Annotated in this window: 12 protein-coding genes and 2 tRNA genes; 1 reads left to right on the forward strand and 13 read right to left on the reverse strand. The window is 59.4% G+C overall.

The window, feature by feature from the left end:
* Positions 1-46: 46 nt before the first annotated feature.
* From Q0K43_RS07115 to Q0K43_RS07125, 3 genes are all read right to left on the reverse strand, one after another.
* Positions 47-134: transfer RNA gene (locus Q0K43_RS07115), tRNA-Leu, on the reverse strand.
* A 3-nt stretch (positions 135-137) separates the two neighbouring features.
* A tRNA-Leu gene (locus tag Q0K43_RS07120) sits at positions 138-223 on the reverse strand.
* Between the two features lie 87 nt (positions 224-310).
* Positions 311-844, reverse strand: a complete 534-nt coding sequence (locus Q0K43_RS07125; RefSeq protein ID WP_297289864.1) for a DUF4364 family protein — start codon at positions 842-844, stop codon at positions 311-313.
* 191 nt (positions 845-1,035) lie between these two features.
* On the opposite strand from Q0K43_RS07125, the gene Q0K43_RS07130 reads away from it, so the two are divergent.
* Entirely contained in the window at positions 1,036-2,124 is a 1,089-nt protein-coding gene (locus Q0K43_RS07130) for a DUF3048 domain-containing protein (RefSeq protein ID WP_297289865.1), read from the forward strand.
* Positions 2,125-2,172: 48 nt separating this feature from the next.
* Here Q0K43_RS07130 and gluQRS read toward each other — a convergent pair whose 3' ends face one another.
* The 10 genes from gluQRS to Q0K43_RS07180 all read right to left on the reverse strand — a co-directional run.
* On the reverse strand, positions 2,173-3,111 hold the full coding sequence (gene gluQRS, locus Q0K43_RS07135; protein ID WP_297289866.1) for a tRNA glutamyl-Q(34) synthetase GluQRS: 939 nt from the start codon (positions 3,109-3,111) through the stop codon (positions 2,173-2,175).
* Positions 3,112-4,211: 1,100 nt separating this feature from the next.
* The gene (gene ugpC / locus Q0K43_RS07140) at positions 4,212-5,333 is read right to left on the reverse strand and encodes an ABC transporter ATP-binding protein (protein ID WP_297289867.1); all 1,122 of its coding nucleotides are present in this window, start codon (positions 5,331-5,333) and stop codon (positions 4,212-4,214) included.
* A 191-nt stretch (positions 5,334-5,524) separates the two neighbouring features.
* Complete coding sequence (nagA, locus tag Q0K43_RS07145; protein ID WP_297289868.1) at positions 5,525-6,646, reverse strand: N-acetylglucosamine-6-phosphate deacetylase; 1,122 nt, start codon at positions 6,644-6,646, stop codon at positions 5,525-5,527.
* Positions 6,637-7,389: a glucosamine-6-phosphate deaminase gene (gene nagB / locus Q0K43_RS07150; protein ID WP_297289869.1), complete on the reverse strand. Its 753-nt coding sequence runs from the start codon at positions 7,387-7,389 to the stop codon at positions 6,637-6,639. The genes nagA and nagB overlap by 10 nt, the downstream gene beginning before the upstream one ends.
* A gap of 76 nt (positions 7,390-7,465) precedes the next feature.
* Positions 7,466-8,371 carry a dihydrodipicolinate synthase family protein gene (locus Q0K43_RS07155; protein ID WP_297289870.1) on the reverse strand — a complete coding sequence of 302 codons (906 nt, stop codon included), beginning with the start codon at positions 8,369-8,371 and terminating at the stop codon, positions 7,466-7,468.
* A 50-nt stretch (positions 8,372-8,421) separates the two neighbouring features.
* Positions 8,422-9,267 carry a carbohydrate ABC transporter permease gene (locus Q0K43_RS07160; protein ID WP_297289871.1) on the reverse strand — a complete coding sequence of 282 codons (846 nt, stop codon included), beginning with the start codon at positions 9,265-9,267 and terminating at the stop codon, positions 8,422-8,424.
* Positions 9,268-9,279: 12 nt separating this feature from the next.
* Entirely contained in the window at positions 9,280-10,152 is an 873-nt protein-coding gene (locus tag Q0K43_RS07165) for a carbohydrate ABC transporter permease (RefSeq protein WP_366086143.1), read from the reverse strand.
* A gap of 191 nt (positions 10,153-10,343) precedes the next feature.
* Positions 10,344-11,693, reverse strand: coding sequence for an ABC transporter substrate-binding protein (locus tag Q0K43_RS07170; RefSeq protein WP_297289873.1), 1,350 nt, complete (start codon positions 11,691-11,693; stop codon positions 10,344-10,346).
* A gap of 160 nt (positions 11,694-11,853) precedes the next feature.
* A complete protein-coding gene (locus tag Q0K43_RS07175; RefSeq protein WP_297289874.1) occupies positions 11,854-12,708 on the reverse strand; it encodes a MurR/RpiR family transcriptional regulator in 855 nt (284 codons plus the stop codon).
* 9 nt (positions 12,709-12,717) lie between these two features.
* On the reverse strand, positions 12,718-13,962 hold a 1,245-nt coding region (locus Q0K43_RS07180; protein ID WP_366086142.1), incomplete at its 5' end, for an AGE family epimerase/isomerase.

Below are 13,962 nucleotides of genomic sequence, written 5' to 3' on the forward strand. Positions count from 1 at the left end.
ATCCGAACCCTTCACCGATTGGAAATGGGTTCGGATTATATGGGTTTGGTGCGCGAGGCGGGACTTGAACCCGCACGTGCGTAATGCACACTAGAACCTGAATCTAGCGAGTCTGCCAATTCCACCACTCGCGCATATGGTGCGGATGACGGGACTCGAACCCGTACGGCCGTGGGCCACTAGCACCTCAAGCTAGCCAGTCTACCAGTTCCAGCACATCCGCAAAAATGCAGCCCTTCGCAAGACTGCTTGATTATTATAGCGGCCCCGCCCAGGTTTGTCAACCGCAAATTTCCCGTTTCGGAAAAAGTCAGCGGCTCTTTTCCCACTCCAGCAGAGCTGTGATCACATCGTTATATACCCGCTCCGGTTCCTCCTTGAACCCCTTGGCCAGACGCTGGGCCTGCTCTTTGGTCCCGCAAAACAGTTCCAGCGTAAACAGATTGCCCTTATCGTCGTCCAGTTCCATCTTAACTGTGCTGCCCCCCTCCGGCCGATCCTCCACATGGGAGCGCACCTGGGCGTTACGCCGGAGAATGCCGTTGATCCTGGCCAGGTTGACGCCGCACTTCTGTTTGACGGTATAGGGCAGACTACTCTCGCAGGCCGCGCCGTTCATACGTCCCTTTTCGGTAATGGCGTATAGTTCGTTCTCCAATGTCAGATGGCCGGTCTCCACCAGTTCAGACACCGCCTCGGCAAACTCAAAATAGTCCACGCCATCGTCGCACATGGTCAGATCGGTGAGCGCATGAAAATCAATGGGAGAGGCCACCCGCGCCATGATGTAAAGTACAAGGAATTTGATATCCAGTTTATCGTGGATGAAACCGTGACGTGCCATGGCGTTCTCCTTTCTGAGACATTCCCTGCCTGTTTACCATTATACCCAAGCCGTGTTAAAATCACAAGTGCAATTTCCCGGGTATCGTGTGCTTGACGCAGCCCCATCCCTCAGAGTATGATAAAGAAAATCCCACCGCACAGCCCCGGCCCTCACAGCGGGCGTTCAGAAAGAAAATGGAGGTCACCGTCATGGGAAAAAAATTATTGCCCTTACTGCTTGCCTTTCCATTGCTCCTCTCCGCCTGCGGCGGATCTTCGGAGCCGGAGAATTCTGCGTCTCCATCCTCCGTACCCACATCCGCTGTAGAAACTGCGGAGCCCTCCCCCACCCCATATGACGGCCCCCTCAATCCCCTCACCGGCCTGCCCATCGGCGAGGAATGGGTGAACCGCCGTCCGGTGGCCATCATGCTCAACAATCTCAAACAGGCCCTGCCCCAGCTGGGCCAGTCCCAGGCGGATATCATCTACGAAATCCCCGCCGAAGGCGGCATCACCCGGATGGTGGGCGTCTATCAGTCGCTGGACGGCGTGGGTACCATCGGTTCCATTCGCTCCGCCCGCCCCTACTATCTGGAGGTGGCTCTGGGCCACGACGCTATCTTCCTCCATGCCGGCGGCAGCGAGGATGCCTACAGTAAAATCAAATCCTGGGGCGTCACTGCTCTGGACGCAGTCCGTGGCCCCTATCTGGGCAGTACGGAAAACAGCAACCTGATGTGGCGGGACCCGGTTCGCAAACAGAACTACAGCCTGGAGCATACGGTTGTCACCACCGGCCAGACCATCATCGAACGGCTGCCTACCTACAACATCCGGCTGGATCACGAGGACGGTTATCACTACGAGATGAATTTTGCCCAGGACGGTACCCCCGCCGACGGCGTGGACGCATCCCAGATCACTGTCCCGGTATCCACCTACAAGACCGGCCAGTTCGTCTACAACGAGGAGACCGGCAAGTACGGCGTGGAAGAGTACGGCAGCGCCTACATAGACGGCAATACCAACGAGCAGGTGGAGGTCACCAACGTGGTCATCCTCAAGACTGCCTGCCGCAACACGGGCGACTATCTGGGTCACATCACCGTGGACCTGTCCAGCGGCGGCAGCGGCTTCTTTGCCTGCGGCGGTAAGATCACAGAGCTGACCTGGAGCAAACAGGCTCCCAGCGGCCAGTTCTATTATGAGGACACCGACGGCAAGCCTATCACCTTCGGCGTGGGTACCACCTATGTATGTATTGTCCCCACCGACTGCGACGTAAGTTTTTCCTAAAAGGTAAAAGGACGCCCCGGCGCAATGCGCCGCGGCGTCCTTTTACAGTTAGCCCAGATTTACCGTAATATCCTCCGTCGGAACTTTTGCCCAGTGGAAGTCCATGGCCAGCTCCGCCGGGCTTACCGGCTCCGGTCGGTCCAGCTGCCCGGCCCAGAAGGCCAGCAGACCGGTCAGCTGTTCCGGTGTGAAACGCTGCCGCAGCGCGCCCATGTCCAGGTCCTGCTCCCGCTTGGACAGCCGCCTGCCATCGGGGGCCAACAGCAGGGGTACATGGCAGAACTCCGGCGGCGTCAGTCCCAGCAACTCATAGAGATAAAGCTGCCTGGGGGTGGAGTCCAGCAGATCCCGCCCCCGTACCACCTGGTTGATCTTCATCGCGCCGTCGTCATACACCACCGCCAGTTGATAGGCATAGACCCCGTCCGACCGGCGGACAATGAAGTCTCCGCAATCCCTTAGTAAGTTCTCCTGGCAGGCCCCCTGCAATTTATCTGTAAAGCCGATGTCCTGGTCAGGCACCGTCAAACGCCAGGCAGGGCGGCGCAGTTTGCCCAATCGGGACCGCTCCTCATCCGGCAAATACCTGCACTTGCCGCCATAGACCGTCTGTCCGTCGCTCCGGTGGGGCGCCGAGGCGGCCAGTCGCTCTGCCCGGGTGCAGAAGCAGGGATAGATCAGCCCCATCCCGTCCAATTTTCGGAAAGCATCTGCATACAATCCGGTGCGCTCGCTCTGGGAATAGGGGCCGTGGGGGCCGCCTTTTTCATAGCCCTCGTCCCAGTCCAGGCCCAGCCAGCGCAAATCCTCGGCCAGCTGGACGGCATATTCTTTCCGGCACCGGTCCGGATCCAGGTCTTCCATCCGCAGCACCATAGTCCCACCGGCAGAGCGCACCGACAGCCAGGCCAGCAGGGCGGAAAACAGGTTGCCCAGATGCATCCGGCCGCTGGGACTGGGCGCAAACCGGCCCCGAAGCTCTCCCATGTTTCTCTCCCCTTTCCCCCATAGTGTACCACATCCCAGCCCGCTTGTGTAGACAATGAAAGGACTGGTTTTTGAGGGAATCAAAAACGATCAGATGGGGCGATTCAGCTTCACAATCGTCATATTAAGCTCCCCGTCGCTGGCATCTGCCGATCCGTTATAGGTCATGGAGAGCGTGGTGGGTGTTGATACAGGTATAATGAAAAAAGCCGACCCGCAGGCACTTCCACCGCCCACCTCAATCGCGAAATAGACGCCGTATTCCAGGTGGGGCATGTTGTTATAAAATGGCGTTATCTGCATATAGTTGGGCTGGCGAAAAACGGCCGATATACTGTAAGACACCAAGTAATACCCCGGGGAAAGGGCGATGCGGGCTGCATCTGTCTGTGTGATGTTTCCCGTGGGATCTGTTATATCGGGAAACCATTCCAGCTGTCTGCCCTGCACAAGGGGGTATTGGTAGTTGAAAAAAGATGCAAATACATCCTCCGGCGCTTCCCCCGACGGGCCTGTAGGCCCCGCCGCACCTTCAGGACCTGTGGGGCCTGTGGGGCCTGTGGGGCCCGCTGGCCCAGTCCCACCCGATGTCCCGGCCGGGCCGGTAGGCCCTGGGGCGCCCGTAGGGCCGGTAGGACCCGTAGGGCCGGTTACACTTGCAGAGCCGGCCGGGCCGGTAGGCCCGGTGGGTCCGGTGGGTCCAATCTCTCCCGATGCTCCGGTGGGGCCGGCAGGCCCTGTAGGGCCCGTAGGGCCGGTAACGCTGGCGGAGCCAGCCGGGCCGGTAGGGCCGGTGGGGCCGGCAGGCCCTGTGGGGCCAGTCTCCCCTGATGCTCCGGTGGGGCCGGTCGGGCCTCGGCAGATGCAGCCTGGGCTCCGATCGACACGGAGCGGATCTGGATTATAATATCTGCATTGGTCTCCCTGATATGGATACAACATTGCTCCCTTGCCTTTCTTTCCCCATTCGCCTGGCTGTCAGTCTGTGTTTCTACTGTCAATTACAGATTATGCCGCAGCCTTGCCCTTCGTTCCCCGCAGCAATAAAACCGGCCCCTGCTGCAATTGGCAGCAGGGGCCGGTTCTATATCTCTATGGGATCAATACAGCAGATTCTTCTCGGTCTGAGGATCAAACAGGTGGATCAGCTCAGGACGGAAGGTGAAGTTGATGTCGGTGCCGTAGGGAATGCCGGCACGATGCTCTTCAGGCAGTTCGGTGGTGGGGATACGCAGCACCACGTCCTTGCCGGCGGCGGTAACATGGAGATAAACCTCGCTGCCCATCATCTCGGACACGTCCACCTTGCTGGACACAGTGTGGGGACCGGCTACAGCAGCAAAGGAGATATGCTCGGGGCGGATACCGGCCACCACGTCCATGTCGCCGGCGCCCTTCTCGGCCAGGATCTTCTGGGCCTTGTCGGCCAGCTCAATCACAGCGTCGGCCACAGCGATCTGATACTTGCCGTCCTTCTTCTGCAGCTTGGCGTCGAAGAAGTTCATCTGGGGGGAGCCGATGAAGCCGGCCACAAACAGGTTGGCGGGACGATCGAACACCTCCTGAGGAGTGCCGATCTGCTGAATGAAGCCGTCCTTCATGATGACGATACGGTCGCCCAGAGTCATAGCCTCGGTCTGGTCGTGGGTGACGTAAATGAAGGTGGTGTTGATGCGCTGGCGCAGCTTGATGATCTCGGCACGCATCTGGTTACGCAGCTTGGCGTCCAGGTTGGACAGAGGTTCGTCCATCAGGAACACCTGAGGATCGCGGACGATGGCGCGGCCGATGGCCACACGCTGACGCTGGCCGCCGGACAGAGCCTTGGGCTTACGATCCAGGTACTGGGTGATATCCAGGATGGCGGCAGCCTCCCGCACCTTCTTGTCGATCTCATCCTTGGGCACCTTGCGCAGCTTCAGGGCAAAGGCCATGTTCTCATACACGGTCATGTGGGGATAGAGCGCGTAGCTCTGGAACACCATGGCGATATCGCGGTCCTTGGGCTCCACGTCGTTCATCCGCTTGCCACCGATGAGCAGATCGCCCTCGGAGATATCCTCCAGGCCGGCCACCATCCGCAGGGTGGTGGACTTGCCGCAGCCGGAAGGACCGACCAGCACGATGAACTCCTTGTCCGCGATCTCCAGGTTGAAGTCGTGAACGGCGGTCACCTTGTTGTCATAGATCTTCTTAATGCCTTTCAGAACTACAGTTGCCATATGTATGGACCGTAAGGGCAATGCCTCCGCAAATACCCTCTTGCTCCGGGAGAGTGAAACTCCCGGAACGTTACGACAGGTCTCCACACTGCCGCACCGCCGGCCCGGCGGATTTTCCTCCTTTTTTCGACTCCTCCGGCCTATGGGAATGGAGTAGGACCGGAGGGCCTGTATTTGGGGGTGCGCTCTATTCAGCCGCGAACCAGTTCGCCGCGGAAGAATACATCTTTCAGTTCCAGATTTTCATCCAGAACAACCACATTGGCCCGCTTGCCGGGCTCCAGGCTGCCGGCCCGGCTGAAAATGCCGATGGCCTTGGCAGGGTTGACCGCAGCGGCCCGCACGGCATCCGCCAGAGGGATACCGAAGGACACGGCGGTCTTCATGCAATTCATCAGGTCGGTGACGGAACCGGCCAGGGTTCCGTCCTCCAGCGTGGCGTACTTGCCCTTTACCTTGACAGCCTGACCGCCCAGAGTGTAATCGCCGTCAGGCATACCGGCGGCCCGCATGGTATCGGAGATCAGGATGACCCGCTTGGCGCCGAACATCTTGAACACCGCCCGCACCACAGAGGGGTGGATGTGAACGCCGTCACAGATCAGTTCCACATTGCACAGGGGGGTATCCAGGGCCGCGCCCACCACGCCGGGAGCCCGGTGAGTAAAGGCAGGCATGGCGTTGAACAGGTGGGTCACTTGCCGGGCGCCCAGCCGGAAGGCCTCCATCGCGGTGTCATAATCCGCTGTCGTATGGGCCAGAGAGATGGTGACCTCGCTCTCCATAGCCTCAATAAACTCCATGGCGCCCGGCTCCTCGGGAGCCAGAGACACCAGCTTTACCAGCCCGTGGGAGGCGGCGATGAGACGGCGGAGCATCTCCACATCAGGAGCATGGAGCCAGTCCCCGTTCTGCGCGCCCTTCTTGGCCATGGAGAGGAAGGGTCCCTCCAAATTGATGCCGCACAGGGCGGCGCCGGGCTTGTCGGCAGCTTTATGGGCGGCCGCCACCTGGCAGACCTTGGTGAGCTGCTCCTCCAGCAGGGTCATGCCGGCGGGGCAAATCTGAGTTACGCCCCGGGACAGCTCATACTGAGCCATAATCTCCAGACCCTCGGGGTCGGCGTCAGAGAAGTCGTGGCCCTTGCAGCCGTGAAAATGCACGTCGGTGAGGCCGGGGATCACATAGCAGCCGCTGGCGTCGTAGGTCTTGCCGTCGGCGCTGGAGTTGGAGAGGAGTCGGCCGTCAAAGCAGACGTCACGCTTGACAAAGCCCTCCTGCAGGTCAAAGACCTGGCCGCCGGTTATCCGCATACGGGAACACCTGCTTCCACCAGCTTGTTGAGGGCGGCCTTATCGCCCACCAGGGTCACGTCGGGATGGAGCTGCAGCACGGAGGCAGGCACGTCCTTGGTGACAGGGCCGCTGAAGGCCTCCTTCACGATCTCAGCCTTCTCCTCCCCGCTGACGATGATGAGGATGCGGCGGGCATTCATGATGTTCTTGATACCCATGCTCAGGGCGTGGCGGGGTACCTCGTCACGACTTTCAAAGAACCGCTTGTTGGCCTCGATGGTACTCTCAGTCAGGTTTACCAGATGGGTCTCCAGGCCAAAATCGTCGCCGGGCTCGTTAAAGGCAATGTGGCCGTTATGGCCCATGCCCAGCAGCTGCAAGTCGATGCCGCCCAGATCGTGAATCAGCTTGTTGTAAGCCGCGCACTCAGCTTCGGGGTTCTTGGCCAGGCCGTTAAGTACATGGGTATTTTCCGGCTTGATATCAATATGGTCGAACAGATTGTCCTGCATAAAATAGCGGTAGCTCTGCTCATGGTGGGGAGACAGGCCCAGGTACTCGTCCAGGTTGACGGAGCGCACCTCCGCAAAGGAGAGATCGCCCTTCTTATACCACTCCACCAGCTGCTTATAGGTGCCCACGGGGGTGCCGCCGGTGGCGAGGCCTAGCACACAGTCGGGTTTGTAGATGACCTGGGCGGAGATAATATTGGCCGCCCGGCGGCTCATGGCCTGATAGTCTTCCGATTGATAAATACGCATAATAATGTAACTCCTAGCCTTTCATGTCAAAGATGGGGCGGGCGGGTCACCGCCCGCCCCGGAACTTGATCTGGGATCAGCAGTACTTGGCGATGGCGGCGGTGATCATGGCATAGGCCTCGTCCACCACAGCGGCGTCGCTGTCAATCAGGCCGGGCATGGGCTTGCGGACAGAACCGCAGTTCACGCCGTTCTTGGCCAGGATGGCCTTCATCACGGCATACAGATTGCCGTGGGCAGAACACATCTTATAGATGATGCGGCAGATGTCGTTCTGGATCTGACGGGCGGGCTCCATCTCGCCCTTCTGGAAGTGTTCATACACCTTCAGGAAAAGCTCGGGCATGACGGCGTAGGTGCCGCCGATACCGGCGCAGGCGCCCATCGCCAGGCCGGAGATGTACTGCTCGTCGGGACCATTGAACACGATGACACCGGCGTCCTTCCACATCTGGATATCCTGGACGGGCATGGAGGAGTTCTTCACACCAATGACCCGGGGATTCTTCTGCATCTCAGCCAGCAGAGAGGGGGTCAGGGCCACGCCGGCCAGCTGGGGGATGTTGTAGATGATGAAGTCGGTATTGGGAGCGGCGGAAGAGATGTCGTTCCAGTAGCCGGCAATGCCGTACTCAGGCAGGTGGAAGTAGATGGGGGGGATGGCGGCGATGGCGTCCACACCCAGGCTCTCGGCGTGAGCGGCCAGCTCCATGCTGTCGGCGGTGTTGTTGCAGGCAACGTGGGCGATAACCACCACCTTGCCCTTGGCCTCGGCCATCACGTTCTCCAGCACCACCTTGCGCTCAGCCACGCTCTGGTAAATGCACTCGCCGGAGGAGCCGCCCACATACAGGCCGTTGACGCCCTTGCCGATGAGGTAGCGGGTCAGGGCGCGGACCCCGTCGGGATCGATGTTGCCGGCCTCGTCATAGCAGGCGTAAAAGGCCGGGATCACGCCCTGGTATTTTTTCAGATCGCTCATGTCAGTATTCCTTCTCTCAAAAACGATAATATACGAACTTGGAGGATAAATCAACCCTTGACTGCACCCATTGCAATGCCCTGGGTGAAGTACTTCTGGAAGGCGATGAACACGGCCACAATGGGGATGGCGGCCAGGGTGGCGCCGGCCATGATGAGGCCGAAGTCGCTGGACATCTCGCCCTGCAGGCGGGCAATACCCAGGGAGATGGTCCAGTTGATCCGGCTGGTCAGCATGATCAGCTGGAGGAAGTAGTCGTTCCAGGAGTTGACGAAGGTGAAGATGGCCAGTGCGCCGATACCGGGCTTAATCATGGGGAACACCACGCTGAAGAAGGTGCGCAGCTCCCCGGCGCCGTCCACCCGGGCGGCCTCCAGGATCTCATTGGGTATGGTCTCGGAGAACTGTTTCATCAGGAACACGCCGAAGGGCCAGCCAACGGTGGGCAGGATGACAGCCCACAGGGTGTCCGCCAGGTGCAGGATGTTCATCTCACGCAGCAGGGGGATGACGATAACCTGCTTAGGCAGGGCCATGGCGCAGATGATGATGGTAAAGAGGAGGGCCCGGCCGTAGAACCGCTTTTTGGCCAGGGCATAGCCGGCCAGAGCGGCGGTCAGGCAGGTAAGTACCAGAGCGCCCACAGCCATGATGATGGTGTTGAGCAGCCACCAGCCGGCGGGGTTCTTGAACAGCTTGGCGTAGTTCTCCAGGGTGGGACTCAGGGGGAACCACTGAGGCGTACGGGCGTTGATGGTCATGGCGTCCTTGAAGGAGCCGGTGACGATCCAGTACAGCGGGAAGATGAAGAAAATCGCCAGGAGGATGAGGATCACAATGGTGATCACCTTATAGCCGGTGGAAGTGCCGGCCAGCTTACTTTTCGCGTTATTCATCTTCTCACCCCCTTAACCGTTGTCGGTCTTCGCGAACTTGAACTGAATGGCAGAGAAGATCGCGATGATGATGGCCAGGATCACGCCCATAGCGTTGGCGTAACCGAAGTTCTGGTTGTTGTACGCCATCTGGAAGATGTAGTACATAATGGTGTCGGTGGCGTGGTTGGGGCCGCCGGAGGTCAGCAACTGGATCAGCGCAAAGCACTGGAAGGAGTTGATGGTGGTGATGACCAGGATGTACAGGGTGGTGGGCATGATCTGGGGCCACTTGATCTTCCAGAACACCTGGAGCTTAGTGGCGCCGTCCACCTGGGCAGCCTCCACCAGAGACTGATCCACGTTGCCCAGAGCGGCCACATACAGCACGATGGGCTGGCCGATGGAGGTGGTGAACAGGATCAGGATGATACACCAGATGGCGGTGGCGGAATTGCCCAGCCAGTCATAGCCGGTGGTACCGAAGACCTGGTTCAGCAGACCGTTGTAGGGGTTGAACATCCACTTCCACACCACGGTGACCGCCACGGTGCCGGTGACCACGGGCAGGTAGAACACGCAGCGGAAGAAGGAGCGGGTTACCGCCTTCATCTGATAGATGGCGGAACTGACCCACAGGGAAAATGCGGTAACGGCGGGCACCGCTACCACCACGATGATGACGGTATTCAGGAACCCTTTCCAGAAGATGGGATCCTGGGCCATTTTGATATAGTTGGCAAAGCCGACGAACTTGGTGGCGGAGCTGTCCAGGCCCATTTCCTGGAAGCTAAATACCACGCACATGATCATCGGGATCACCACGAAGCCGATGAAGAAGACCAGGCTGGGCAGCAGGAACAGGTAAGCGGAAATAGTCTCCCGCCGGACCAGGGCCTTGCTCATGCCGGAGAACTGGGAACGTTTCTCCTTCCGGGGCTTCTTATCGGCCGTTGCTACGGCATTTTGTGCCATGAATTTCTCCCCTCTTTTCGAAGATATTTCCGGGCCTCTCCAAATGGTTCTGGAAAAGCAACTGTGCCCGCCCCCTCACAGGGAGCGGGCACAGAAAGTGCGTCAGATCATGCTTGCGCCGCTTAGCCGATGGCAGCGTTGCTGGCGCTGACAAACTCGTCAGCAGCGGTCTGAGCATCCACGCCGCCGGTCAGGATCTTCTGGAGCATGTTCCACCAGTTGGTGCGCTGCTCGGTCCAACCGCCGATGACGTTGTAGTAGTCGCCCATGTAAGGCATCAGGGTCAGGAACTCAGCGGCATCAGCCTCGGTCTCGGTACCCTCGTACACGTTGCCCAGAGAAGCACGGACGGGGAAGAAGCCGGTCAGCTGCACGCTCTCCTTGGACTGCTCGGGATCGTCGCAGATGTAGCGGATGAAGTCCTTGGCAGCGGCGATCTTGGCCTCGTCGCCGTTGTCAAAGATACCGAAGCCCCAGATACCGCCGCACAGCTCGGGCTCACCGTCGTCAGAGGGGAAAGCCATGGCATAGGGGGTAAAGGCAACCTGGGAAGCGTACTGAGCCTTGTTGGAAGCGTTCCAGCAGAAGGTCACAGCGGCGGTGCCGTTGGCGAACTGCTGCAGCTCGTCGGCAGCCTGGAAGCCGGCGTTGGCGTTCAGAGAGCCGTTGTCCACCATGGACTTGATCAGCTCCAGAGCCTTCACGTTCTCAGGAGAGTTGGCGGTGTACTCGGTGTGGTCGGCATTGGTGTAGGTGCCGGAGTACAGGTTGTTGACGAGGGCGCGGGTACCCTGGTCGCCGCCCTGGCCGCCGCAGTAAACGATACCGGGCACGGCCACCAGGCCGGAGTCACGGACGGCCTCCATGGCCTTCACGAAGTTGTCGGTGGTCCAGGTGCGGGTCTCCTCGTCGATGTACTGCAGAGCGCCGGCCTGCTCAAAGACCTCATAGTTGATGGCCATGCAGTGGGTGGTCATGCACAGAGGATACTCGTAGTACTTGCCGTCCAGCTGGCAGGCATTCACAACAGCCTCGCTGGTGGCGGCGATGTCGGCAGTGGCCTCTTCGGTCCACAGATCGGACAGGTCCACCATCAGGTTGTTGGCGCCCCAGTTGGTCACCAGGCGCTCGGGACCCTCCATGATGATGTCAGGAGCGGTACCGCTGGTGATGGCGGAAGTGACCTGAGTATCGCCGTTGGTGTAGTCCAGCAGCTCGAACTTGATGGACACGCCGGGGTTGGCGGCGGTGTACTCATCGATCAGAGCCTGCATGGTGTCATAGTCACCAAACTTGCCGATGGGGTAGGTCCAGATGGTCAGCTCCACAGTCTCGCCGGAGCCGGAGGGAGTGTTGCCGGACGGGGTATCGGAGTTGCCGGCGGGGGATTCGCTGGTGCCGCCGCCGCCGCAGGCAGCCAGACCCACGGACATGGAGGCGGCCAGCAGGAGCGCAAGAATACGTTTCTTCATCTTCGTTCATCCTCCTCATTTTCGATAATTTTCGTGATTACACAATCGTAACCCGTTGTGTAGATTGTACAGTTCAACACAGGATTTGTCAATAGCGAATCACATATTTTTTCTTTTTTTATGAAATCTGCAAATTATTTTCACAATCCGCAGCCCGCGGTCAGATGTGCTTGTCGGACAGCACTTCAGCTACCAGTTCCTGTCTGGCGCGGCAGCCCTCCCGATCCCGGCGGCACACCTCATGGAACAGCACATCCATCAGATAGAGCTGGGCAATGCGGGCGGCTACCGAACCGCCCTGGAGGGGACCCTCCCGGGAACCGCACTGAAGTACGATGTCGGCGTAGGCGGCGCCGGGCGACTTGGGGAACCGGGTGACCAGGATGATCCGGGCTTTCCGGTCCCGGATGATCTGGAGATTCTTGATCAGTTCCTTTGTGGAACCGGAGTAGGAGAAGTAAATGACCAGATCGCCTGGGGTGAGCTGAGAGGCGGCAATGGCCTGGAGGTGGGAGTCCATCACCGCCATGAAGTTCAGTTGAATGGTACTGAACAGGTGGGCGCACTCCTGGGAGAGGATCATGGATCCGCCCTGCCCCATACACAGCACCCGGCCGGCGGAGACGATCATGTCCGCCGCCTTGCGCACCATATCTGCCTGGATCAGCTCCAGGGTCTGGGCCAGGGCCTCCGAATCACTGCGATAGACAGCGCGGCACATGCCCTCCACGCTGTCCTCCTCCGCCTCCTCCTCGTCGCCGGCGCCGTGATCCATCCGGCTGGCAGTGGCGTTGGCAATAGCCAGTTTAAAAGCACTGTAGCCCTTATAGCCCAGCCGCTTGCAGAAGCGGGAGATGGTGGCTTCCGCCACGCCGGCCTCCTCAGCCAGCTCCGAAATAGACATGAACTGGGTCTGCTGCTGGTGGATGACCGCGTAGTCGGCCACTTTCTTTTCCGCACTGGTCAACTGGTAGTACTCACCGTTGATCTTTTCAAAAACATCTATCAAGGGCATGGCCGGCCCTCAATTCCGCTCCAGGATCTGGCCGATCATCTGATCGCACATAATGAGCATACGAGGCAGGTGGAAGGGACCTTTGAACGTGGAGCCCTTGCAGGGAGGCTCGGTGGGCTTGCCGTCCCGGCGCAGATAACCGTACCAATCGCCGTACTCAGGATCGGAGAAGTATTTCTTGCAGTAATCCAGGGTCTTTTCAAACCACTCCAGGTACTTCTCGTCGCCGGTATCGCGGTAGATCATCATGGAGGCAATCAGGATCTCATCGTGGGGCCACCACAGCTTCATATCATGCTCATAGGCCTCAGGGGGACGGCCCAGGCAGTCGATAAAGTAGAGCAGTCCGCCGTATTCCTTGTCCCAACCGGCATTGATGGCCTGGTCAAAGATCTTGATGGCGGTGGCATGCTGCTCCTTGTTGCCCCGCAGGTTGGCGTCCTCCATCAGGAACCAGGAACACTCGATGTCGTGGCCGGGGTTGACCACACGACCCTCGGTAACGTCGCCCCGGAACTCGCCGTTGGGGCCCACGCTCTCCAGGGTGCAGCCCAGCTCAGGCTTATAGTGGTAGCGGAAAATCTCGTCCACACACTGAGCGGCCCGCTGGTTATACAGTTCAGCCTGCTCGGGATCCACCCGGCGCAGCACGGAGGTAATGTTCAGGTAGATCATGGGGTTGGCCAGCGCCCGTCCGGAGCGGGTCTCGGGAATGGTCTTGGGGCCCATGCCGGTGGGGTCCTTGATGAGGCCCTGGTTCAGGTTCCAGATCAGCTCATAGGCCGCCCGGGCCCGCTCCAGGCACTCCTTGTCCCCGGTAACACCATAATATTCGGCATTGGCTATGGCGTAGAACCCCTCGGAGAAACAATAGCGGCGCTGACGCAGGGGCTTGCCGTCACCGGTGACGGTGAAGTACATCCGGTTGCCCGCCTCACGGTTGATGCAGCAGCGCTCCATAAAGTCCAGGCAGCTCTTGCTGGCGGCCAGCCACTCGTCCTTCACCCCGTAGGTGTGGCAGAGATAGGCAAACATCCAGGCGCAGCGGCCCTGCATCCAGACGCTCTTGTCGGTAGAGAAGATCTTGCCTTCCCGATCCAGGCAGGTGTAGACGCCGCCGTTCACCGGGTCCATACCGTTTTTCAGCCAGAAATTCACGCTCCGCTCCAGTTCTTCCTTGATCCATTTCTGATGATCCTGCAGACGTGCAGTGATATCCATAATCGCAATTCCCACCTTTCCATTGTTGGGAGA

Origin of the sequence: uncultured Flavonifractor sp. (assembly GCF_944383115.1) — a bacterium.
GTDB lineage: Bacteria > Bacillota > Clostridia > Oscillospirales > Oscillospiraceae > Flavonifractor.

Excerpts from the sequence above, each read along its gene's own strand:
- Q0K43_RS07125 (WP_297289864.1), bottom strand. The coding sequence starts at position 844 with ATGGCACGTCACGGTTTCATCCACGATAAACTGGATATCAAATTCCTT.
- Q0K43_RS07130 (WP_297289865.1), top strand. The coding sequence starts at position 1,036 with ATGGGAAAAAAATTATTGCCCTTACTGCTTGCCTTTCCATTGCTCCTC.
- gluQRS (WP_297289866.1), bottom strand. The coding sequence starts at position 3,111 with ATGGGAGAGCTTCGGGGCCGGTTTGCGCCCAGTCCCAGCGGCCGGATG.
- ugpC (WP_297289867.1), bottom strand. The coding sequence starts at position 5,333 with ATGGCAACTGTAGTTCTGAAAGGCATTAAGAAGATCTATGACAACAAG.
- nagA (WP_297289868.1), bottom strand. The coding sequence starts at position 6,646 with ATGCGGATAACCGGCGGCCAGGTCTTTGACCTGCAGGAGGGCTTTGTC.
- nagB (WP_297289869.1), bottom strand. The coding sequence starts at position 7,389 with ATGCGTATTTATCAATCGGAAGACTATCAGGCCATGAGCCGCCGGGCG.
- Q0K43_RS07155 (WP_297289870.1), bottom strand. The coding sequence starts at position 8,371 with ATGAGCGATCTGAAAAAATACCAGGGCGTGATCCCGGCCTTTTACGCC.
- Q0K43_RS07160 (WP_297289871.1), bottom strand. The coding sequence starts at position 9,267 with ATGAATAACGCGAAAAGTAAGCTGGCCGGCACTTCCACCGGCTATAAG.
- Q0K43_RS07165 (WP_366086143.1), bottom strand. The coding sequence starts at position 10,152 with ATGAGCAAGGCCCTGGTCCGGCGGGAGACTATTTCCGCTTACCTGTTC.
- Q0K43_RS07170 (WP_297289873.1), bottom strand. The coding sequence starts at position 11,693 with ATGAAGAAACGTATTCTTGCGCTCCTGCTGGCCGCCTCCATGTCCGTG.
- Q0K43_RS07175 (WP_297289874.1), bottom strand. The coding sequence starts at position 12,708 with ATGCCCTTGATAGATGTTTTTGAAAAGATCAACGGTGAGTACTACCAG.